Genomic DNA, 21,672 nt, shown 5'->3' on the forward strand with positions numbered 1-21,672 from the left:
GGCAAGCTCGCCGACCTCGTCGTCCTCGACTCCGACACCTACGACCTGGTCGCCGTGATGCGCCGCGGCCGCTGGGCCGTCGGCGGCGACCGCTTTCCCACCGTCAGGTCGGCCTGACCGAAGGCGTGTCCGACACGCCCCAGGTGCCCGGGCCGGCCGCGGCTACCGCCAGTCGAGCAGCAGCCAGCCGCGGTGCGGCAGCTCCTCGGTGACCTCGACGCTGCGACCGGTCACCGCGGCCTCGACCGGCTCGGGGTCTGCCAGCGGGCGGAGCAGGATGCCCTCGGCCCGGACGGCCCCGACGGGCAGGTGCACCCGGGGGTGGGCCGGGTCGGCGCTGCCGTTGGCGACGGCGAGCCGCCAGCCGTGCTCGGTGCGGGTCAACTGCGGGATCAGGTGGGGCCCGCCGGTGACCAGCGGCAGGGTCGGGGAGTCGCCCTCCAGGTAGCGGACGGCGGCGTGCAGCAGGCGCTGCCCGTCGTCGTCGTGGGGCAGCAGCTCGACGGCGGTGGCGGCCGTCACCGCGACCCGGCCGCCGAGCTCGTTGGTGAAGACGCACCGGCCGGCGCCCCAGAACCGGTGGTCGGGGGTGAGGATCTCGGTCCAGGTCTCGGCCCCCGCCGCCGGCCGGAGCCGGGCCAGGGCCGGTTGGAGGTTGACGCTCAGGTAGGCGCCCGCGCCCTCCCCGGTCAGCACGCGTTCCAGCGCGTACGGGCCCGGCCCGCCCGCGGCTCCACCCCCGGCTCCGCCCCCTGCTCCGCGCTCGACGACCTCCTCGACGGTCACCCCGAGCAGCTCGCCGAACCCGCGGGCCCGCAGGATGTGGGCGGCGGTGCCGTCGAGCAGCAGGCCGTCGGCGAGCATCCGCCGGAGCTCGGCGTCCTGGTAGGCCCAGGCGAGCTGCCCGAACAGCACCCGGACCGGGCCGTCCTCGGCGGTGACCGGGACGCCGTAGCGGAGCAGGTGGTCCGCGGCCGGGCCGGGGTCGACCGCCAGTTCGGCGAGGTCGCCGCCCCGGCGGGTGCGGACGTGCGCGGCGGCGTCCTGGCGGACGGGCAGCGTCACGCCGTGGGTGCGCGCCGCCGGGCCGGTGAGCAGGTCCAGCGCGGGCCGGGAGCGGCGCAGCAGCTCGGCGACCCGCGGGAAGCGTCCGGCGGCGCCGGACTGCATCGGGTGGAGGTTGAGGAACAGCGCTTCGGAGCCGGCGAGTTGGGCGGCCACCAGCTCCGACCAGGTCTGGGTGTCGGACTTGGACCACGCGGTGTGCGGCCAGTTCTCGACCTCCGGCGCGCTGCGCACGTGGCGCGGCCGCAGGGCCCGCTGGACCTCCAGCATCCAGACCGAGAAGCTGAGTTCGCGGCCCGGCGCGTCCGAGTAGCGGGCGAAGTGCGGCCGGTGCCAGACTTCCCCGTCGATGGCGAGCGCGTCGAAGAGGGCCGGCCAGTCGCGGCCCTCGACCGAGTGGACGCCGGGCTCGGAGCTCATCAGGCCGAGCCGCGCGCGCCCGCCGGAGGCCTTGGCGACCGCCGCCGCCACCTCGCCGGCCACCTCCAACTGTGCGGTGCGCCAGACCTGTTGGAGCAGCGCGCGCCAGGGGTGCGGCGGGCCGGGGGCGGTCACGGCGGCGACCGCCCGCTCCCGGTCCACCGGCTCCCCGGCCAATGCGGCGAGGCGCTCCAGCATCAGCGGTTCGAAGCCGCCGCCCCAGGGCAGCGGAGCGTGGTTGTGGTAGCGGAAGTCGTCCTCCAACCACAGCACGCGGACGTCGAGTTCGGCGAAGCGGGCGTAGTGGGCGGTGATCCAGGCGCGGAACCGCGGACAGGCCGGGGAGGCCTGGGCGGTGGCCACGGTGCCGTCCGGTCCGACCATCGGGGCGAAGCCGAGCCGGTCGGCCCGGCCGCGGTCGGCGTGGCCGAGGGTGACCCAGGGGTTGAGGCTGACGCCGAGCCCGGCTGCGCGCAGGACCGCCGTGGCGGTCGCGGCGGTGTCGTACAGCCGGTCCTCCACCCCGCCCGCCGGGTGGCCGGGGTACAGCTCCTCGGCCGCGAGCAGCAGGACGACCTCCTCGACGCCCGACTCCCGGCAGAAGGAGGCGAGTTCGGCGGCGCGTTCGGCGGCGTCCGGGGTGGGATGGAGCTGGAACCGCAGGTGGTACCGGGCGGGCACGCCGGGCCTCCTCATTTGACGCTCCCGGCGGTGAGGCCGGCGCGCCAGAAGCGTTGCAGGGACAGGAACAGGATGACCAGCGGGATCGCGGAGACCATGGCGGCGGTGACCACGATGTTGAGCGGCGGCGCGCCGGGGCCGAGTGCCCGCTGGGCCTGCCAGCCGACCACGCCGACGGTGACCGGCTGGAGGTGGTCGTCGGCCAGCATCAGCACGGGCAGCAGGTAGTTGGTCCAGATGGCGACGAACTGGAACAGGAAGACCGTGACCAGCGCCGGGGACATCACCCGCAGCGCGATGGTGGCGAAGATCCTGAACTCGCCCGCGCCGTCGATCCGTCCGGCCTCGATCAGCTCGTCCGGCACGGAGGCGGCGGCGTAGATCCTGGCCAGGTAGACGCCGAACGGGCTGACCGTGCTGGGCAGCAGCACCGCCCAGTAGGAGTTGACCAGGTGCAGCTGGGAGAACATCAGGTAGAGCGGCACGGCCAGCAGCGGCTGCGGCACCAGCACGGCCGCGAGCACTCCGTTGAAGGTCAACTCCCTTCCCCGGAAGCGGTACTTGGCCAGTGCGTAGCCCGCCATCGCCGAGATCAGGGTGGAGCCGGCCGCGCCGCCCACGGCGTAGAGGGCGCTGTTGCCGAGCCACTGCCAGTAGATCCCGCCCTGGCGGGTGAAGACGTCGCGCAGGTTGTCGGCGAGGGCGAAGTCGCCGAACCAGAAGCCGTTCCCGGCGAACAGGCCGCTGCTGGTCTTGGTCGAGGCGACCAGCAGCCACCAGACCGGGGCGAGGAAGTAGACCGAGGCGATCAGCAGCACGCCGAGGGTGAGCCAGCGGGAGGCCTGGTACCGGGCGGTGCCGGTTTCGGTGGCGGTGTCGGTGGCGGTGCTCACAGGGCCTCCCCGCGACGCTGGACGAGCTTGAGGAAGCCGAAGGACAGCGCGAACGCCAGGACCGCGAGCACCACGGACTCGGTGGCGGCGAGGTTGAAGTCGTTGGCGTCCACGGCGTTGTAGGCGGCGTAGATGGGGGTGTAGCTGCTGCTCAGGTTGGGGGCGACGTTGTGCAGGATCGCGGGCTCGTTGTAGAGCTGGGCGGTGCCGATGACGGAGAACACCGTGGTCAGCACCAGGGCGGGGCGGATCATCGGGACCTTGATCCGCCAGGCGATGCCGAAGGCCGAGCAGCCGTCCATCCGGGCCGCCTCGGCCAGTTCGGCCGGGATGGCCTGGAGGGCGGAGTGGATGATCAGCATGTTGTAGCCGGTCCAGCCCCAGGTCAGCATGTTGCCGATGGTCGCGCCGAGCATGCCGTCCGAGGTCAGGTTCAGGTCCAGGCCCAGGTGGTGGGCGGCGGCGGTGATCGGGCTCAGGCCCGGGGCGACCAGGTAGGACCACATGATCGCGCCGACCACCCCGGGCAGGGCGTACGGCAGGAAGAAGGCCAGCCGGAAGAACCGCTTGAACATCGTCGACCCGGCGTCCAGCAGCAGGGCCAGCGCCAGGGCCAGGGCCAGCATCACGGGCACCTGGACCACGCCGATCAGCAGCACCCGCAGCAGCGAGCCGCGGAAGGCCGGATCGCCCAGCGCCGTCGCGTAGTTGCCGAGGCCGGCGAAGACCTGGGTGGGGGCGGAGAGGCCGAGGCCGGAGCGGTGCATCCGGAACAGGCTCTGGTAGAGGGTGTAGCCGATCGGCGCCAGGTACAGCGCCGTGAACAGCAGCAGGAACGGGGCGAGGAACAGCGCGACGGTCCGGGCCCGGTGGCGGGCGGGGCGGTCCGGGCGGGCGGCGCGGTCCTGCGGTGCTGTCCGCCCGGCGAGGGCGGTGGTCATGGGGGTTCGTCCCTCCTTGGTCGGTCCGGGTGCCCGGTCAGCCGGCGACGGCGAGGCCCTGCTGCTTGAGGCCGGCCACCGTCCTGCTCTGCAGGTCGGCGAGCACGTTCGGCAGGGTGGCTCCTCCGGTGCCCGCCTTGCCGAGCCCGTCGCCGAGGTCGGTGGAGGTCTGGGTCATGGTCGGGCCCCACTGCCAGTCGGTGGTGATGTGGGCGGTCTCGGCCTTGAAGACGTCGTAGATCACCTGCCCGCCGTAGAAGGGGTCGGGCTGGGAGAGCGCGGGGTGGGCGAGCGCCGAGGTGGCCGCCGGGTAGATGCCGGTGACCTTGATCAGGTTGCCGACGCTGTCGGGGTCGGTGCTCATCCAGGTGGCGAACTCGGCGGCCTCCTTGGCGTGGGCGCAGCCCTTCAGGACGGCGGTGGCCGAGCCGCCGTCGTTGCCGTACGCCGGGTTGGCGGCGTCCCACACCGGCATCGGGGCGACGGCCCACTGCCCGGCGCCGTCCTTGACGCTGCCGGCGATGATCGGCGCGTCCCAGACCGCGTTGACGTCGGAGAGGATCTTGCCGTTGGCCATGTCGCTGAACTGCGAGGCGTCGTTGCTGGGGTCGGCCTTCACCAGCTTCTTGTCCAGCAGGTCCTGCCAGTAGGAGGCGACCTTGCGGTTGGCGTCGCTGTTCAGGCTGACCTGCCACTGGTCGTTGCCGGTGCCGAACCACTTGGCGCCCGCCTGCCAGGCGAGGCCGGCGTAGGTGTACGGGTCGTTGCCGAAGTTGCCGAGGTACACGGTGGGGTCGGCGGCGTGCACCTTGGCGGCGTCGGCCGCGTACTCCGCCCAGGTGGCCGGGGGCTTGTCGATGCCGTACTTCGCGAACAGGTCCTTGCGGTACATCAGGGCCATCGGCGCGGTGTCGACCGGGAGGCCGTAGGTGTGGCCGTCGACGGTGACCTGCTTCCAGGTCCAGTCGGCGAACCTGCCCTTGGCGTCGGCGGTGTACGTGCCGACGTCGGTGAGGGCGCCGGCCGCGGCGAAGCTGGGCAGGGTCTCGTAGCCGACCTGGGCCAGGCAGGGGGCGTTGCCCGCCTTGGCGGCCGTGAGCATCTTGGTGTAGCCGCCCTTGGAACCGGAGGCGGTCTTGCCGAAGCTGACCTGGATGCCCGGGTGGGTCTTGTTGAACAGGGCGACCGACTCCTCGTACCCCGGGGCCCAGCCCCAGAAGTCGAGCTTGACCGGGCCGGGGGCGGCGTCCGCGCCACTGCTGCCGCTGCCGCCGGAGGAACAGCCGGCGACGAGGACCGCGGCCGTCACGAGCGCGAGTGCGGAGGCCGTCGAAACGGGTCTTGTCTTCACGTGTGTCTCCTCGAAACCGGGAGGGCGGGGCGCGGTCCCGGGGGCGGAGTGGGAACCGGCCAATTCGTTCGGTTATTGTTTGAACCAACCCTGATAAAGTCAAGAGGCAGTGTCGACGCCCGCGTCGGCCGTGACGGTGGCACCGGAGGAGGAGCGGTTCGTGAAGGCAGCGCTTCAAGGCTCGGGCGTACGGAGTCTGGCGATGGCCGGGCCGGCCGTGGCCCGCGACCGCTCGTCGTCCCGCCGGGCCAACCTCGGCATGGTGCTGCGGCTGCTGCGCGACGAGGGCCCCCGCTCGCGCGCCCGCATCTCCGAGGACACCGGCCTGCCCAAGGCCACCGTCTCCAACCTCACCGCGGAACTGCTGGAGGGCCGGCTGATCCGCGAGGGCGAGGCGGAGCGGGACCGGGGCACCGTCGGCCGGCCCGGGCAGGCCGTGGAGATCGACGGCAGCGGCGTGCACGGCATCGGCGCCGAGATCAACGTCGACTACGTCAGCCTGCTCGCCCTCAACCTCAAGGGCGAGGTCACCGCCGAGCAGCGGATCCCCTTCGACGTCCGGGCCGCCGGGCCCGACGCCACCCTGGACACCACCGCCCAGCTGGTCGCCCGGGGCATCGAGGCGCTGCGCCGCGACGGCGGCCGGGTCGCCGGGGTCACCCTGGCCACGCCCGGCGCCACCGACATGGCCACCGGCACCGTCGGCTTCGCCTCCAACATCGGCTGGCGGGACGTGCCCGCCATCGCCGGCCTGCGCGAGCGCCTGGGCCCCGGCGCCCCGGAACTGCACCTGGAGAACGACGCCAAGCTCGGCGCGCTGGCCGAGTACGTGACCGCCTCCGCCGACAACGTCCGCGACCTGGTCTACGTCACCGGCCAGACCGGCGTCGGGGTGGGCATCATCGCCGGCGGGCAGCTGGTGCGCGGGGCCGGCGGCTACGCGGGCGAGGTCGGCCACCTGCAACTGGTGCCCTCCGAGCAGCTGTGCGCCTGCGGCAGACGCGGCTGCTGGGAGACCACCGTCGGCCGCGGCGCCCTGCTGCGCTACGCCGCCGACCCCGGCGACCTGGTCTGGGACCCGATGGTGGACCTGGAGCGCCGACTCGCCGAACTGCGCGAGCGGGCGGGCGCCGGGGACGCCCGCACCCTGGCCGCGGTGCAGCGGATCGCCGACAACCTCGCGCCCGGTCTGGCGCTGCTCGCCGACGTCCTCAACCCCCGGCTGATCGTCCTCGGCGGGCACTTCGCCTTCTTCGGCGAGTACCTGCTGGACAGCGTGACCGCCCAGGTGCGCGAGCGGGTGATGGCCCCGGACGCCGGGGGCTGCGAGATCGTGCTGTCCACCACCGGGCTGACCGGGACGGCCCGGGGCGGCGCGCTGCTCGCCCTGGACGCCGTCTACCAGGACCCGACCAGCGCCATGACGCCCGCCCGGCGCTGACCGTACGCCCCGATCTGCTGCACGGGTCTTGACATGACCCGCAATAAGTTCGGATTCTGGCGGAACTAATCGCCAGTCGTGCCGCCTCCCCCACCCAGCGGGCGGCACGCCTCCGGAAGGATCCCCCGATGAGACGGACGACGTCCCGGCCGGCCCGGGCCTCGCTCGTGCCGGTCCTGGCCCTGGCGGCGGCCACCTGCCTGCCGCTCGCCGCCGCACCCCCCGCCTCCGCCGCCCCGCCCACCACCACTGCCGCCGTCGCCACCGCCGCTGCCGCCACCACCGGCACGGTCACCATCGGCGGCAAGTGCCTGGACGACGCCGACGGCGGCACGGCCGACGGCAACCCCGTCCAACTGCTCGGCTGCGACGGCTCGGCCCGCCAGCAGTGGACCCGCAACCCCGACGGCAGCGTCACCGCGTTCGGCAAGTGCCTCGACGTCACCGACGCCTCCAACGCCACCGGCGCCCTGCTCCAGCTGTACGGCTGCACCTCCGGCCCCAACCAGCGCTTCGGCTGGCTCCCGGACGGCACCGTCTACTCCGCCAAGTCGGCCAAGTGCCTGGCCGTCCAGGGGAGTTCGGCCACGGACGGGGCCCGGGTCGGCCTCGCGCCGTGCACGCCCTCCCCCACCGAGGTCTGGGGCGGCAGCGCGGCACCGCCCGCGTCGTACACCCTCTCCGCCGGGAAGCCCGTCCCCTTCGGCAACGCCGACGACACCCCCGCCTTCGGCTACACCGACACCGACGGGCAGTTCTACTACCAGTCCGCCCACTCGCTGTACGGCGCGAAGGACGGCCGCAGCTGGCAGTTCTACCGCGGCTCGGACTTCGACACCGCCACCCTCGCGCCGATCAGCACGGCGGTGAACCCGGCCAACCCCCAGGACAGCAACGGCGACACCACCTGGCGCTGCGACAACAGCCCGACCGGCCTGGGCGCCACCGCCGCCCCCGCCGGCTCCGGCTACGCCCAGCCCAACTACTGCGACCTGACCGGGGTCTGGGTCGACCCCGACACCGGCTGGTGGTACGGCCTGGTCCACAACGAGTTCACCCCGCAGCCCTTCGGCGACGGCCTGCACTACGACGCCATCGACGCCACCGTCTCCAAGGACCGGGGCCACACCTGGACCATCACCGACCACGCGATCACCACCCCGTACAGCACCGTCCGCGGCGACACCACGACCTTCCCGGGCTCCACCTACTCCTACGGCGACGGCGACCCGCGCCTGTTCACCGACTACCGCTCCGGCTACTTCTACGTCTTCTACATGTCCCGGGCCGTCGACAAGACCGGCGGCTGGGGCGGCTTCGAGGAGCACGTCGCCCGCGCGCCGATCTCCGGGAAGCTGGCCGCCTCCTCCTGGACCAAGTGGCACGACGGCTCCTGGTCCACCCCGGGCATCGGCGGCGCCGAGAGCGACCTCGTCCCCGCCCAGGGGGTCGGCACCGGCTACCTCGCCCCCGGCGACGGCTACTCCCCCGACCGGACCGGCAGCATCCGCACCCAGATCGCCGCCGGCACCATGCCCGCCCCCTCGCAGCTCTCGGTGCTGAACATCGCCTGGAGCGCCTACCTCGGCAAGTACCTCGGCACCCCCGAGAACGAGGCCGGCTCCGACCAGCCCCAGCACTACTACGTCACCGACGACCTGGCCACCCAGCAGTGGACCGACATCGGCTCCGTCGGCGGGCCGCAGAGCTCCTGGTACCGCTGGCTGGTGGACTCCGGCAGCCGGACCGGCACCACCGTGCTCGGCAAGACCTTCCGCTCCTACTGCTGGTACAGCTGCTCCACCGGCAGCGGCGAGTACGCCGAGGTCAGCATCGCCCCGACCGCCGCCGGCGCCCCGCCGGCCGCCCCCGTCACCACCGGGGTGCCGTACCGGCTCGCCGCGGGCGACGGCCACTCGCTGGCCCAGAGCGGGAGCACCCTCACCACCTCCGCCACCGCCGACACCGCCGCCCAGCAGTGGACCTTCACCCCCACCGGCGACGGCTTCTACACCATCGCCAACGCCGGCTCCGGCAAGCTGCTCGGCGTCGACTCCCGCGGCAACGCCGGACGCGCCTGGGGCGCCGCCCCCACGCTCGCCGCCCGTGGCAGCAGCCCGACCGTCGGCCAGCAGTGGTCCGTCCAGACGGTGGTCACCAGCCCGGCGGGCAGCGGCCCGTCCACCCCCACCGGCGGCTACCGCCTGGTCAACCGCTACAGCGACCTCGCGCTCAGCCTCACCACCGGGGCCCAGGCCGTGACCACCTCCCCCCAGCGCACCTGGGACAACCCCGGCAGCACCGCCGACACCCGCCCGGTCACCGCCCAGACCCTCACCCTCACCCCGGCCGGCGCCGCCCCGGTCCTCGACGGCACCCACGTGCTGTCCACCGGCGGCAAGGCGCTGGATGTCCCCGACTGGTCCACCACCCCGGGCACCCGGCTCGACACCTGGACCACCAACGGGGGCCGGAACCAGGGCTGGACCTTCGCCCGGCAGGCCGACGGCTCGTACACCCTCACCAACCTCCACTCCCGGCTGTGCGCGGACGGCCGGGGCGGCGCCACCGCACCCGGCACCCCGGTGATCCAGTGGACCTGCACCGGCGGCGACAACCAGCGCTGGACCGCCACCCGGCTCCCCTCCGGCGCCTACACCCTGACCAACCGCCGCAGCGGACTCCTGCTGACCACGGCCGGACCGGCCGACGGCGACCTGCTGGCCCAACAACCGGACAGCGGCTCGCCGTTGCAGCGGTGGACGCTGGACTGACCCACCGCCACCCGGCCGCCCCCGGCGCCGTCGAGCGCCGGGGGCGGCCCCGGACCTGGCCCGATCCACCGGACACGCCCTAAGCTCCCCGCAGCACTGTTGTTCAACAGTGGGCAAAGGAGCGGCAATGCACCACCCAAGGCCTGCCGGGCCGACCGGAACCACCAGGCCCGCGGAGAACGCGGAGAACCCGGAGAGTCGGGAGAGCCGGGAGAACCCTGCGGGCCGGTGGAGGACGGTCACGGCCGCCGCGGTGGCCGCCGCCCTCGTCTCCTCCGCCGCCACCGCCTGGTGGCTGTCCGCCGACGACGGCCTGGACTACGTCAACGACTACGCCTCCCACGAGCCGTTGCGCGTGGTCGGCTACCCCTCCACCGGCACCCTGCACCTGACCCAGCAGATCGTCTGGCGCCTCGCCGACGGCTCCGAGGGCTCGCTGGCGACGATGGCCACCTCCGACGGCTCCGGCGCCGAGGCGCGCAGCACGGCGGCGAACTGGGTCCGGACGTTCCGGGAGGGCGCGCAGGGCCCGGTGACGGCGGAGTTCCACGGCGAGGGCGAGGTCCGCCAGTCGGTGGTGCTGTACTTCGGGCGCACCCGGCAGGTCAAGCAGTTCCGCCTGCGCCTCGACGGCAACGGCGGCGCGGACGGCTGGCGCGTCCTGATGCGCGAGACCGACCCCCAGGAGGCCGCCGCCCCACCCACCTGGGCCCCGGCCTCCCCCGGCGCGACGCTCCCCCCGGCCGTGCCCTGAGGCCCACCGACCGCTGACCCGCACGCAGAACGGGCGGACACCCCCTCACGGGTGTCCGCCCGTTCCGCGTTCCCCGACCCGATTCGCGTCACCGTCTTGACGGGTGACGCCGACTCATGGAACTCTTTCGTCACCGGTCAGAACAGTTACTTTTGATGAGGACACCACCATGGCAGTCGTACGCTTCCAGCTCGTCTCCACCCTCGGCGCCGAGGACGTCCTGGCGGTCCTGACCGACTTCAGCCCCGCCCGCGCCGAGGCCTGGCCGTCCATCGACGCCGAACACTTCGAGGTGCACGCCCTCGGCGACACCTGGGCCGAGGTCACCGAGGGCACCGCGGCCGCCTGGGAGCGCGCCCGCTACGAGTGGCAGCCCGACGGCGACACCGTCACCGTCACCACCCTGGACTCCAAGCTCTTCGGCCCCGGCGGCGGTTGGGTCTTCAAGCTCACCCCCGAGGGCGACGGCACCCGGGTCGACGTCGAACTGACCCGCCACCCCCAGCACCTCAAGGGCCGGATGCTCGCCGCCCTGCTCCCCGTCGCCGCCCCCGGCGCCCTCCGCAAGTCCTTCGCGGGCCCGCTGCGCACCGGCTGAACCGCCGCCCGCCCGTGGCACGCCCGGTGGGAGCCGTTAGGAAGGAGCACGGGGATGGGGTCCACCGGTACGGCGTTGGTGGGGCGCGCGCAGGAGCAGGCGGAGCTGGCGGCGTTCGTGGAGTCCGCCACGGGCGGGGCGCTGGTCCTGCGGGGCGAGGCGGGAGTCGGCAGGAGCGCGCTGCTGGACCACGCCGCCGCGCGGGCCGAGCGGGCGGGCCACCTCGTCGTCCGGGCCGCCGGCGTCGAGGCTGAGTCCGCACTGCCGCACGCCGGGCTGCACCAGCTCCTCCATGCCCTGCTCGCCGGCCTCGCGCGGCTGGACGACGGCTCCCGGGCGGTGCTCGGCTCGGTGCTGGGTTCGGTGCCGGGTTCGGTGCCGGGCGGATCGCCTGACGTCCCGCCGGGCGATCCGCCGTCGGTCATGACGCTCGGCATCGCCGTCCTCGGCCTGCTCCCGGTCTCCGCCGCCCGGCGGCCGCTGCTGCTGGTCCTCGACGACGGGCAGTGGCTGGACGACTCCAGCGCCGACGTCCTCGGCTTCGTCGGCCGGCGGCTGGCCGGCAGCCGGGTGAAGCTGCTGGTCGCCGTCCGCACCGACGTCCCGTCCCGCTTCGACACCGCCGCCCTGCCCGAACTGCCGGTCGCCGCCCTCGGTGACGAGGACGCCGGGCGCCTTCTCGACCAGCGGTACCCGGAGCTGGACCCGCGGATCCGCCGGACCGTACTGGACCAGGCCCGGGGCAACCCGCTCGCACTGCTGGAGCTGCCCGCCCAGCTCGCGAACCGGTCGGACGGCCTCCCGGTCGACGGCCTCCCGGTCCAGGGCCTCGTCGGCCGGCCCGGCGTGCCGTTGCCCCGGCGGCTGCACCGCCTGTTCGGCGCCCGCATCGAAGCACTCGACCCGCGGGTGCGGGCCGAGCTCCTGACGGGTGCCCTGGACGACGCGGGCTCCCCGGGCGGCGCCGAGGCGCTCCCCGACAGCCGGTACCGGATGCGCGACGCCGACCCGGCCGTGGCAGCCGGGCTGCTGGGCACCGAGCCGGTCACCGGCGAACTCGTCTTCCGCCACCCGCTGGTGCGTTCCACCGTCGTGCAGCTGGCCACGGCCGACCAGCGCCGCGCCGCCCACCTGGTGCTGGCCCGGGCCCACCGGGGGAACCTCGAACGCCGGGCGGCCCACCTGGCGGCCGCGACGGTCGACCCCGACGAGGACGTCGCCGCGGTCCTGGAGGCCGCCGCCGAGTCCGCGGCCCGACGCGGCGGGGCGCCGGCGGCCGTGCACTGGCTGACCCGGGCCGCCGAACTCAGCGAGGACCGGGCCGAACGGCACCGGCGGCTGGCCGAGGCCGCCTTCGTCGCCGGTCACGCCGCCCGACTCGGTCAGGCGCAACGGCCGGTCCGGGCCGAACTGCGCGCCGCCGACGTCCCGTCACACCGCCCGGCCCCGGAACCGGCCAGGAGTCCGGCCCCGGCCTCGGCACCGGCCTCGGCACCGGCCTCGGCACCGGCCTCGGCACCGGTTTCGGCCCCGCTGACCTCGCAGGAGCGCCGGATCGCCGAGCTGGCGGCCGGCGGCCTGACGAACAGGGAGATCGGCCACCGGATGCATCTCTCACCGCGCACCGTCGGCTCGCACCTGTACCGGATCTTCCCCAAGCTGGGCATCACCGCCCGGGCCGCCCTGCGCGACGCGCTGAACCGGGCCGACGCGGACCGCCGGACCTGACGCCCGACCGCACCCACGGCCGGGGGGGGGGGGGGGGCCGGGGCCCGCGGCGCCGCGCCCCCCCCCGGGGGGGGGGGGCGGGCGCCCCGGCCCCCCCCCCCCCCCGGCCGGATCCGGGGGTCAGTGCCGCGGCGGCTGAACGCAGCGGAAGCTGCTCGCGGCGCCCGGGTCCCCGTGGCCGGTGTAGCGGGACACCATCGGGTAGCGGCACAGGTCGCGGGCGACGGTGGCGCCGGTGCCGGTGGTCAGGGTGGCGTGCAGCACCGACGGCGCGCTGCCCTGCTCCACCCAGGCGGTCAGCGCCGCCAGGTCGTCGACCTTGCCGCCGTCCAGGCCGCAGTGCTCGACGCCGGGGGCCAGGAACAGCCGGTAGAAGTCGTCGACCTTCTTCGCACCGCCCATCCGCTCCTCCACCCGCTTGCGGTAGTCGACCGTGCCGGCGGTGGGGATCAGCTGGTCGGCGTCGCCGTGCCAGCTGAGCAGCTTGCCGCCGGCGTCACGGAACGCGGAGAGGTCCGCGTCGCGGGTGCCGATGACCTGGTCGTACTCGGCGCGGGCCGCCCGGAAGATCCGGTCGAACTGCGCCCGGCTGAGGTGGGCGGTGTCGAACCCGGGCTGCTTCTGCACGAAGGTGGCGACCCACGCGGCCGGGACGACGAACGGCACGCCGGTGGTGACGCCGTTCGCATCGGTCCTGCTGGCCGCCAGGTAGCGGAAGTCGGCGCCGATCGGCAGGCCGTACCAGAGCCGCTTGCCGTTGACGTCGCGCGGGCCGTCCCAGATCCGGCGGACCACCTCGGCGTCCGCCGCCGTGACGGTGACCTGCTTGCCGTCGCACTCGACCCGGGTGCCGACCAGGCGGCGCGGGTCGAAGTCGCACCGCTGCGGGTCGCTGATCAGGCCGTCGGCGACGCCGTCGAGCGTGTCGCAGGCCTTGAGGGCGGCCCGGTTGAAGGCGTCGAACTCGCACCCGGTCGGGTAGGTGCGGGTCTCGTTCATCACCACCTGGGGCCACAGGGTGGCGACTTCGAACTGGTTCCAGTTGACGCCCGGCGCGGCGGCCTTGATGCCGTCGAAGTCCGTCGGGTAGCGCTGGGCCTCCAGGTAGCCCTGGCGGCCGCCGGTGGAGCAGCCGTTCCAGTAGGAGTAGGACGCCGCCCGCCCGTAGGCCGCGGCCACCACCTCCTTGCCGACCAGCGCCATCTCGTGCGCCGAGCGGGAGGCGAAGTTGTCCAGCAGCGCGGTGTCGACCCGCCCGGCGGCGTCCAGCGCCCAGCTGGTGTCCAGGGCCCCGCCGACACCCGCGTCGGTCGTGGCGGCGGCGTAGCCCTGCTTGACGGCCGCGGCGAGCCCGGCCCCGTTGTCCCCGGCGGCGTAGGCACTGCCGCCCACCGCCTGGAAGCGGCCGCTCCAACCCGCCTGCGGCAGCCAGACGTTGACCTTGGCGTGGTCGTTCGCGCCGGGGTGGGTCAGGGTGACCGTCACCTCGCAGTGCGCCGGGACGTCGGGCACCGGGAAGCCGCCGAGCGGCGGTTCCCCGGGCACCTGGAAGGTCCCCGCCGGCACCGCGACCGCGGTGACGGACTCCACGGCGGTGCCCGCCGGAGCCGGGATCCCGGCCGGGGCGCAGCTGAACGCCGACGGGCCGGCGGTGGCACTCGTGGCCGTGGCACTCGTGGCGGTGGCACTCGCGCCGGTGCTCACGGTGGTGGCGCTGACGGCGGCGGCGAGCTCCGGTGACGCGCTCACCGGAGTGGACACCGCAGCGGCGGCGACCAGGGGGACGGCCGCCGCGACGACGGCCAGGAACCGTCTCTTCATGATCTCTCCTCGGTATCGGGCTTGGCCCCCTCACTCTGGCCGCGCCGGCGGTGACGGCACATCAGTCACCTGACGCTCCGCCGACACCGCCCGGGGCGCACCCGAGCGGCCGGAAGGATGGAGTCACATGACCGATGCGCCGGGCCCGGACGGCGGACCACAGTGGGGCCCGCTGGATCCACTCACCATTCGAAACCCCTTGGAGCACTTGCATGTTCAGCCTTGAGCACGGCCGCCTGCGTCGCCTCGCCACCGGTGCCGCCGCCGGGGTCGGCGCGATCGCCTTCGCCGTCGCCGGCACCGCGAGCGCCGCGACCGAGGACGCGGCCGCCGACCGGGGCCCGAAGCCGACCGTCGTCCTGGAGCACGGCGCGTTCGCCGACGGCTCCAGCTGGGACGGCGTCGTCGCCCGGCTGCGCCACGACGGCTACCCGGTGGTGGCCGCCGCCAACCCGCTGCGCGGCCCGGCCTCCGACGCGGCCGCGCTGCGCAGCGTGATCGACCACGTCAAGGGCCCCGTCGTCCTGGTCGGCCACTCCTACGGCGGCTCGGTGATCAGCGCGGCCGCCGTCGGCCGGCCGCAGGTCAAGGCGCTGGTCTACGTCGCGGCGTTCCTGCCCGCGCCGGGCGAGTCCGCGCTCCAGCTGACCGACGCGTTCCCGGGCTCGACCCTGTCCGGCGCGCTGGACCCGGTACCGGTCACCAACGCCGACGGCAGCACCGGCACCGACCTGTACATCCGGCAGGACCGGTTCCGGGCCCAGTTCGCCGCCGACGTCCCCGCCGACCGGGCCGCGCTGGCGGCCGCCGCCCAGCGGCCGATCGCCCAGGCGGCGCTGACCGAGCAGGCCACCTCCGCCGCCTGGCAGACCGTCCCCAGCTGGGACGTCATCACCACCGAGGACCGCAACATCCCGGCCGACGCCCAGCGGTTCATGGCCGGGCGGGCCCACGCCCACACCACCGAGGTGGCCGCGTCGCACTCCGTCGCGGTGTCCCACCCCGGTGTGGTGGCGGGCGTCGTCGAGCAGGCCGCCCGCGCCACCCGCTGACCGGCGGCCCTGAGCAGGGAGGGCGGCGCCCCCGATCCGCCCTCCCGATCCGCCCGCCCTCCCGCCGTCGGCCCCGGGTCGGCCCCGGAGCGCTGCTCCGGGGCCGATGCGTCAGCGCAGCGCGCGGAAGGCGGTGCGGAGTTCCTCGGCCAGCAGCTGCGGCTGCTCCCAGGCGGCGAAGTGGCCGCCGCGGTCGACCTCGTTCCAGTGGATGATGTTGCCGAAGGTCCGCTCGCCCCAACTGCGCGGCGCCGGGTAGATCTCGGCGGGGAAGACCGTCACCGCGACCGGCAGCTTCGGGATCGGCACCGCGTTGAACGGTCCGCCGCCGGCCCGGGTGCCCTCCCAGTACAGTCGGGACGAGGAGGCGCCGGTGCCGGTCAGCCAGTACAGCGAGATCGCGTCCAGCATCTCGTCGTACGTGAGGACCTTCTCGGGCTCGCCGTCGGAGTCCGTCCACTCCGCGAACTTGTCGTAGTAGTAGGCCGCCATGCCGACCGGGGAGTCGGTGAGGGAGTAACCGATCGTCTGCGGGCTGCGGTTCATCATCGCCGCGTAGCCGAAGCCGTCGCGGTAGAAGTGCAGCAGCCGGTCGTACGCCCGCACCTCCTCGGCCGACAGGTTCGCCGGGGCCGGGTCGAAGTTGCGCAGCCGGCGCAGCAGGTCCTCCGGCACGGTCCCCGGCATGGTGACGTGGATGCCGAGCAGCCCCTTCGGCTGCTGGACGGCGAGCACCTCGGAGAGGATCGCGCCGTGGTCGCCGCCCTGCGAGACGTACTCCGGGTAGCCGAGGCGCAGCATCAGCGCGTGGAAGGCCCGCGCGATCCGGGCGAAGTTCCAGCCGGCCTTGCCGGGGTTCCCGGAGAAGCCGTAGCCGGGCAGGGTCGGCAGCACCAGGTGGAACGCGTCCTCGGCGCGGCCGCCGTGGGCGGTGGGGTCGGTCAGCGGACCGATGACCTTGAGCAGTTCGACGATCGAGCCGGGCCAGCCGTGGGTCATCAGCATCGGCATCGCGCCGGGGTGCGGGGAGCGGATGTGGGCGAACTGGACGTCCAGTCCGTCGAGTTCGGTGACGAACTGCGGCAGCCCGTTGAGACGCCGTTCCACGGTCCGCCAGTCGTACCGGGTGCCCCAGTGCTCCACCAGCGGGCGCAGCTTCGCCAGCTGGGCGCCCTGGCTGCGGTCGTCGACGGTCTCGCGGTCGGGCCACCTGGTCGCCCGGACGCGGCGGCGGAGTTCGTCGAGCTCGCTCTGCGGGACCTTGATGCGGAAGGGGCGGATGCCCGGCACGGGCCGCGGAGCCGGGGCGGGCGCCGGGGCCGACGTCGGGGCCGGGGCCGCGTTCGGGGTCTGCGCCTGGGCCTGGGCGGACGCGCCGACCTGCCCGGCGACGACACCGGCCGCGGCGAGGCCGAGGAAGCGGCGTCGGCCGGTGGAGGGGCGGTTGGTGCTGGTGTTTCCGGATGCTGCCATCGAGGACTCCTCGGGTTCGGAAGGGGACGGGAGGTGCGGTGCGGACGCCGGGGCACCGGCGCGGCCGTTCAGTGCGCGGCGTCCAGGTGGGCGGTGAAGAAGCCGGCCAGCTTGTCGACGGCCCGGTCGATGTACTCCTGCCGGTCGTAGAGGTCGACGTGGCTCGCGCCCGCGATCCGGTGCAACTCGGCCGGTCCGAAGGCGCGTTGGTGGGCCTCGACGGCCATCCAGGCGGTGACGGCACGCTCGCCGACGATCTGCAGGATCGGGCGCGGGCCGATCAGCGGGACGGCGAAGAAGGGGTCGTAGCCGGCCAGGCGGTCGACGCTCTCCCAGGCCAGGGACTTCGCGGACCGCTCGTGCGCGCCGCGTGCGGTGCAGTAGTACGCGAAGCCCTCGGCGCCGTGCTCGCCGCCGAGCTCGCGCGCCTGCTCGGCCGTCTCCGGGAACACCGTCAGCCCGCCGGGGTCCTGCCCCCGGGCGGCGGCGGTGCGGGCCCGGGCGGCCGCGTCCAGCAGGGCCCGGAAGACGGCCGGGTCCTGGCCGCCGTCGGCGCCGAGCCGGAACTGGCGGGACGGGTCGGCGGTGCACACGGCGGCCACCGCCCGGACCCGGCTGTCGCCGCCGGTGGCGGCCAGGGAGTACCCGCCGGACGCGCAGATCCCGAGCAGGCCGATCCGCTCGGCGTCCACCTCCGGGCGGGTGACCAAGTGGGACACGGCGGCCTTGAAGTCCTCCACCCGCTGGGCCGGGTCCTCCAGCCCGCGCGGCAGACCGCCGGACTCGCCCTGGTGGGCCGCGTCGAAGGCGAGGGTGACGAAGCCCCGCCCGGCCAGCAGCCGCGCGTAGGTGCCGGACGCCTGCTCCTTCACCCCCGTCCCCGGGTGGCCGACCACCAGGGCCGGGCGCGGACCGGGGGCCGGGGTGTCGGGGAGGTACAGGTGCGCGGCGATCTCGATGCCGGCGCTGTCGAAGCGGATCTCTGACCTGGCCATCCGGGGCCTCTTCCTGTCGATCGGCACATCGCGTGCGCGTCGTATGCGCGTCGGGCGCACGTCGGTGGTTCATGGGTGGTTCGTGCTGCCACCACCGTGGCCCACTGGCGGGTGCCGGGGCTTCGGTCAGATGACTCCGGAACCGACGTGCAGTCATGGAGCGGCCCGCCGCCGACCGGCCCGGACGTCAGATGACCGATGCGGGGCTCCCCGGCCGCCCGAAGGATGGAGACCCCCAGGTCACGGACGTCGGCCCGGTCCCACCCCCCGCCGACCTCCCTTCCCCCGACAGGAGTCGCTCCCATGGACGCGAACGACGAACCCGCCCACAGGCCGGCCACGGTGGTCCTCGACGCCGCCTTCAAGGCGGACGCCCCCGCCCGGTACGCCCGGCTGCGGGAGCTCGGCCCGATCCACCGGGCCGAGTTCCAACCCGGCCTGGAGGGCTGGGTGGTGGTCGGCCACGACCTCGCCAGGACGGCGCTGACCCACCCCGGCCTGCTCAAGGACGCCACCCCCGCCGCCGACGCCCTCGACGCGGCCGGCTTCGTCCTGCACCGGCCCGCCGTCGGCCTCGGCGCCCAGATGATGGAGGCCGACCCGCCCGAGCACACCCGGCTGCGCCGCCTCGCCGCGGCCGCCTTCACCCCGCGCCGCACGGCCGAACTCGCCCCACGGATCGAGCAGATCGCCCACCGGCTGCTCGACGCCCTGCCGCCCGCGGGCACGGCCGACCTCGTCGAGGCCTACAACGCCCCGCTGCCCGCCACCGTCATCGCCGAGCTCCTCGGCGTCCCGGCCGCGCACCACCGCGACTTCCGCCACTGGTCCGCGCAGGCGCTGCGGCCCGCCTCCCCCGAGCACCGCCCCGCGCTGGCCGCGCTGCACCACCTGCTGGCCGACCTGGTCGCGGCCAAGCGCCGCCACCCGCAGGACGACCTGCTGTCCGCCCTGGTCTCCGTCCGCGACCGGGAGGCGGGCCGCCTCACCGAGGAGGAGCTGGTCGGCACCGCGCTGATGCTGGTCGTCGCAGGCCACGAGAGCACCGTCAACCTGCTCGGCAACGCCCAACTCGCCCTGCTCCAGCACCCGGACCAACTACGGCGGTTGCGCGAACGGCCGGAGCTGCTGCCCGGCGCGGTGGAGGAGTTCCTGCGCCACGACACCTCCGTGGAACGCTCCACCAACCGCTACGCGGCGCAGGACCTGGACCTGGGCGGGGTGAGGATCCCCCGGGGCGGCGTGGTCGTGGTCGCCCTCGGCTCCGCCGGCCAGGACGCCCCGCAGACCGGCTCCGGCGACCCGGCCGCCCTCGACGTGGCCCGACCCGACGCCCGCCACCTCGCCTTCGGCCACGGCATCCACCACTGCCTCGGCGCCCCGCTCGCCCGGCTGGAGGCCACCATCGCCCTGCGCGTCCTGCTCGCCCGTGTCCCGGAGCTGGAACTCGCCGTCCCGGTGGACTCGCTCGACTGGATCGGCTCCGGGATCATCCGCGGCGTGCTCACCCTCCCCGTCCGCTACCGGCTCGGCTGACCGGACGGGGGCTCCGAACGGCCCGTTCCCGTCACCTGTCGGACAGGTGACGGGAACGGGCCCGCCCCTGCTAGAGTCGCCGTGACGTGCAGTCAGCATGCAGTCAGCCGGCCGTCCGGGTACGGCCGGAGGAGCGAGGAGCGGCAGACGTGGCGGGTGACGACGACATCTCCGGGTGAGCCCCGGAGCTGACGGCCACCGGCGGGTGCTCAGGAGCACCGCCGAAGTGGTCCGCCTCGTCGTACCCCTTTCCCCGGCGCCCGCCCACGGGCAGAGCTCCGCCCTTCCCGCGGACCGCCGGGGCCCGACGCCTCCCCCGGAAGGATCCCCGTGCTCCAGCACGCCCTGCTCGCCCATGACCTCGTCCGCAACCTCGACGGCCGCCGCGTCCTCGACGGCCTCGGCCTGACCGCCTCGCCCGGCCAACGGATCGGCCTGATCGGGGAGAACGGCGCCGGGAAGTCAACCCTGCTGCGGGTGCTCGCCGGCCTGGACGAACCCGACTCCGGCACCGTCTCGCGCCCCGCGGACCTCGGCTTCCTGCACCAGGAGCTGCCGTTCCCGGCCTCCGCCTCCGTCGCCTCCGTCCTGGACGACGCGCTCCGCGAGGCCCGCGCGGACCTCGCCGCACTCGACCGGCTCGGCGCGGAGATCGCCCGCGTCCCGGACACCGACCCCGGCCACGGGGACCTCCTGGACGCCTACGGCCGGCGGCTCGAACAGGCCCAGTACCGGGAGTCCTGGGACGCCGACCGCCGCGCCGCCCTGGTCCTGGACGGACTGGGCCTCGGTGCCTTCGGCCCCGGCGCCCCCGGACACGGCCGCCCGCTCGGCTCGCTGTCCGGCGGACAGCGCGGCCGGCTCGCCCTGGCCGCGCTGCTCGTCCGCCGGCCGTCCGCACTGCTGCTGGACGAGCCCACCAACCACCTCGACGACGGCGCCGCCGCCTTCCTGGAGCGACAGCTCCGCGCGCACCCCGGCACCCTGCTGGTCGCCACCCACGACCGGGCCTTCCTCGACGCCGTCTGCACCCACCTGATCGACCTCGACCCGACGGTGGACGGCCCGGTCCGCTTCGGCGGCGCCTACTCCGCCTACCTGGGCTCGCAGCGCGCCGAGCGGGAGCGCTGGGAGCTCCGGTACGCCGAGGAGCAGGAGGAGTTGGCGCAGCTGCGGCACTCGGCCGGCGTCACCGCGCACCTGGTCGCCCCGGACCGGGGACCGCGCGACCACGAGAAGATGGGCTACGGGCACCGCGCCGGCCGGGTGCAGAGCCAGGTCGCCCGCCGGGTGCGCAACGCCGCCCGCCGGCTGGCGGAGCTGGAGCGCGCCCAGGTGCCCGAGCCGCCGCGCCCGCTGCGGTTCGCGGCCGACGCCCTGGCCGCGCCGGACGCCCTCGTCGCAGCGCAGACCCCGGAGACCTCGGAGACCTCGGAGACCCCGGAGCCCCTGGTGTCCCTCCGGGGCGTCCGGGTCCCCGGCCGGCCCCCGCTGCCGGACCTCGACGTCACGGCCACCGACCGACTGCTCGTCACCGGCGGCAACGGCACGGGCAAGTCGACCCTGCTCGCGGTGCTGGCCGGCCGCCTCCCGGCCGGGGGCACGCTCCACCGCCACCCCCGGCTGACGGTCGGCCTGCTCACCCAGGACACCGCGTTCGACCGCCCCGACCGCACCGTCCACGACACCTACCGGCTCGCCCTCGGCCCGGCCCGCGCCGAGCGGGTGCCGCTGGCGTCCCTCGGCCTGCTGCACCCGGCGGACCTCGACAAGCCCGTGGCCCGTCTCTCCCTCGGGCAGCGCCGCCGCCTCGCCCTCGCCCTCCTGGTCGCCCACCCGCCCCGGCTGCTGCTGCTCGACGAGCCCACCAACCACCTCTCCCCGCGCCTGTGCGACGAGTTGGAGGACGCCCTCGGCACCGGCCCCGGCGCGATCGTCGTCGCGAGCCACGACCGCTGGCTGCGCCGCCGCTGGCAGGGCCGCGAGCTGCGGCTGGAGCCGGACCGGAGTGAGCAGCGGGCACCGCTGCCGGGCCGCGCCGCCGTTACCGGAACCTGACGCTACCGATGGACGGGCGATACGCGGTCCAGACACGGACCTGACGTTCCGTTCGTACAGTGCCGGACATCCCCGGTGAGCAGGGGCGGAC

General features: G+C 74.8%; 15 protein-coding genes. 8 read left to right on the plus strand and 7 right to left on the minus strand.

Annotated elements, in window-relative coordinates:
- Positions 1 to 162 precede the first annotated feature (162 nt).
- The 4 genes from ACFY2K_RS31550 to ACFY2K_RS31565 are packed head-to-tail and all read right to left on the minus strand — an operon-like array spanning position 163 to position 5,351.
- Positions 163 to 2,166 (minus strand): hypothetical protein, encoded by a 2,004-nt coding sequence (locus tag ACFY2K_RS31550; protein WP_387716084.1) that lies wholly within the window; start codon positions 2,164 to 2,166, stop codon positions 163 to 165.
- Positions 2,167 to 2,177: 11 nt separating this feature from the next.
- Positions 2,178 to 3,059 (minus strand): carbohydrate ABC transporter permease, encoded by an 882-nt coding sequence (locus ACFY2K_RS31555; RefSeq protein ID WP_380531812.1) that lies wholly within the window; start codon positions 3,057 to 3,059, stop codon positions 2,178 to 2,180.
- The gene (locus ACFY2K_RS31560; RefSeq protein WP_380531815.1) at positions 3,056 to 4,000 is read right to left on the minus strand and encodes a carbohydrate ABC transporter permease; all 945 of its coding nucleotides are present in this window, start codon (positions 3,998 to 4,000) and stop codon (positions 3,056 to 3,058) included. Before ACFY2K_RS31560 ends, ACFY2K_RS31555 begins: the two co-directional genes overlap by 4 nt.
- A gap of 37 nt (positions 4,001 to 4,037) precedes the next feature.
- Positions 4,038 to 5,351: an ABC transporter substrate-binding protein gene (locus tag ACFY2K_RS31565; RefSeq protein ID WP_387716086.1), complete on the minus strand. Its 1,314-nt coding sequence runs from the start codon at positions 5,349 to 5,351 to the stop codon at positions 4,038 to 4,040.
- A gap of 160 nt (positions 5,352 to 5,511) precedes the next feature.
- Between ACFY2K_RS31565 and ACFY2K_RS31570 the strand changes: the two genes are divergently transcribed.
- The 5 genes from ACFY2K_RS31570 (at position 5,512) to ACFY2K_RS31590 (ending at position 12,646) form a co-directional block, all read left to right on the plus strand.
- Complete coding sequence (locus ACFY2K_RS31570) at positions 5,512 to 6,792, plus strand: ROK family protein (RefSeq protein WP_380531821.1); 1,281 nt, start codon at positions 5,512 to 5,514, stop codon at positions 6,790 to 6,792.
- A 128-nt stretch (positions 6,793 to 6,920) separates the two neighbouring features.
- Positions 6,921 to 9,566, plus strand: coding sequence for an RICIN domain-containing protein (locus ACFY2K_RS31575; RefSeq protein WP_387716088.1), 2,646 nt, complete (start codon positions 6,921 to 6,923; stop codon positions 9,564 to 9,566).
- Between the two features lie 127 nt (positions 9,567 to 9,693).
- Positions 9,694 to 10,320 carry a hypothetical protein gene (locus ACFY2K_RS31580; protein WP_387716090.1) on the plus strand — a complete coding sequence of 209 codons (627 nt, stop codon included), beginning with the start codon at positions 9,694 to 9,696 and terminating at the stop codon, positions 10,318 to 10,320.
- Positions 10,321 to 10,489: 169 nt separating this feature from the next.
- Entirely contained in the window at positions 10,490 to 10,918 is a 429-nt protein-coding gene (locus ACFY2K_RS31585) for a hypothetical protein (RefSeq protein WP_380533103.1), read from the plus strand.
- 54 nt (positions 10,919 to 10,972) lie between these two features.
- On the plus strand, positions 10,973 to 12,646 hold the full coding sequence (locus ACFY2K_RS31590) for an AAA family ATPase (protein WP_387716092.1): 1,674 nt from the start codon (positions 10,973 to 10,975) through the stop codon (positions 12,644 to 12,646).
- Between the two features lie 120 nt (positions 12,647 to 12,766).
- Here the strand turns inward: ACFY2K_RS31590 and ACFY2K_RS31595 are convergent, their stop codons facing one another.
- Positions 12,767 to 14,467 (minus strand): tannase/feruloyl esterase family alpha/beta hydrolase, encoded by a 1,701-nt coding sequence (locus tag ACFY2K_RS31595; RefSeq protein WP_387716094.1) that lies wholly within the window; start codon positions 14,465 to 14,467, stop codon positions 12,767 to 12,769.
- A gap of 212 nt (positions 14,468 to 14,679) precedes the next feature.
- On the opposite strand from ACFY2K_RS31595, the gene ACFY2K_RS31600 reads away from it, so the two are divergent.
- Positions 14,680 to 15,519, plus strand: coding sequence for an alpha/beta fold hydrolase (locus tag ACFY2K_RS31600; RefSeq protein WP_380592506.1), 840 nt, complete (start codon positions 14,680 to 14,682; stop codon positions 15,517 to 15,519).
- A gap of 111 nt (positions 15,520 to 15,630) precedes the next feature.
- On the opposite strand, the gene ACFY2K_RS31605 is transcribed toward ACFY2K_RS31600, so the two are convergent.
- Both ACFY2K_RS31605 and ACFY2K_RS31610 read right to left on the minus strand, forming a co-directional pair.
- Complete coding sequence (locus ACFY2K_RS31605; protein WP_387716097.1) at positions 15,631 to 16,992, minus strand: epoxide hydrolase family protein; 1,362 nt, start codon at positions 16,990 to 16,992, stop codon at positions 15,631 to 15,633.
- A gap of 68 nt (positions 16,993 to 17,060) precedes the next feature.
- Positions 17,061 to 17,987, minus strand: coding sequence for an alpha/beta hydrolase (locus ACFY2K_RS31610; protein WP_387716099.1), 927 nt, complete (start codon positions 17,985 to 17,987; stop codon positions 17,061 to 17,063).
- A gap of 303 nt (positions 17,988 to 18,290) precedes the next feature.
- On the opposite strand from ACFY2K_RS31610, the gene ACFY2K_RS31615 reads away from it, so the two are divergent.
- Together ACFY2K_RS31615 and ACFY2K_RS31620 are read left to right on the plus strand one after the other, a co-directional pair.
- Positions 18,291 to 19,523, plus strand: coding sequence for a cytochrome P450 (locus ACFY2K_RS31615; RefSeq protein WP_380529767.1), 1,233 nt, complete (start codon positions 18,291 to 18,293; stop codon positions 19,521 to 19,523).
- 330 nt (positions 19,524 to 19,853) lie between these two features.
- Positions 19,854 to 21,581, plus strand: a complete 1,728-nt coding sequence (locus tag ACFY2K_RS31620) for an ABC-F family ATP-binding cassette domain-containing protein (protein ID WP_380529765.1) — start codon at positions 19,854 to 19,856, stop codon at positions 21,579 to 21,581.
- The last annotated feature ends 91 nt before the right edge of the window (positions 21,582 to 21,672 follow it).

The organism is Kitasatospora sp. NPDC001309 (assembly GCF_042896295.1).
Taxonomy (GTDB): domain Bacteria; phylum Actinomycetota; class Actinomycetes; order Streptomycetales; family Streptomycetaceae; genus Kitasatospora.

Bases quoted from the DNA above. Each gene is read 5' to 3' on its own strand.
- ACFY2K_RS31590 (WP_387716092.1), top strand. From the start codon at position 10,973: ATGGGGTCCACCGGTACGGCGTTGGTGGGGCGCGCGCAGGAGCAGGCG.
- ACFY2K_RS31615 (WP_380529767.1), top strand. From the start codon at position 18,291: ATGGACGCGAACGACGAACCCGCCCACAGGCCGGCCACGGTGGTCCTC.
- ACFY2K_RS31595 (WP_387716094.1), bottom strand. From the start codon at position 14,467: ATGAAGAGACGGTTCCTGGCCGTCGTCGCGGCGGCCGTCCCCCTGGTC.
- ACFY2K_RS31600 (WP_380592506.1), top strand. From the start codon at position 14,680: ATGTTCAGCCTTGAGCACGGCCGCCTGCGTCGCCTCGCCACCGGTGCC.
- ACFY2K_RS31575 (WP_387716088.1), top strand. From the start codon at position 6,921: ATGAGACGGACGACGTCCCGGCCGGCCCGGGCCTCGCTCGTGCCGGTC.
- ACFY2K_RS31605 (WP_387716097.1), bottom strand. From the start codon at position 16,992: ATGGCAGCATCCGGAAACACCAGCACCAACCGCCCCTCCACCGGCCGA.
- ACFY2K_RS31585 (WP_380533103.1), top strand. From the start codon at position 10,490: ATGGCAGTCGTACGCTTCCAGCTCGTCTCCACCCTCGGCGCCGAGGAC.
- ACFY2K_RS31580 (WP_387716090.1), top strand. From the start codon at position 9,694: ATGCACCACCCAAGGCCTGCCGGGCCGACCGGAACCACCAGGCCCGCG.
- ACFY2K_RS31560 (WP_380531815.1), bottom strand. From the start codon at position 4,000: ATGACCACCGCCCTCGCCGGGCGGACAGCACCGCAGGACCGCGCCGCC.
- ACFY2K_RS31610 (WP_387716099.1), bottom strand. From the start codon at position 17,987: ATGGCCAGGTCAGAGATCCGCTTCGACAGCGCCGGCATCGAGATCGCC.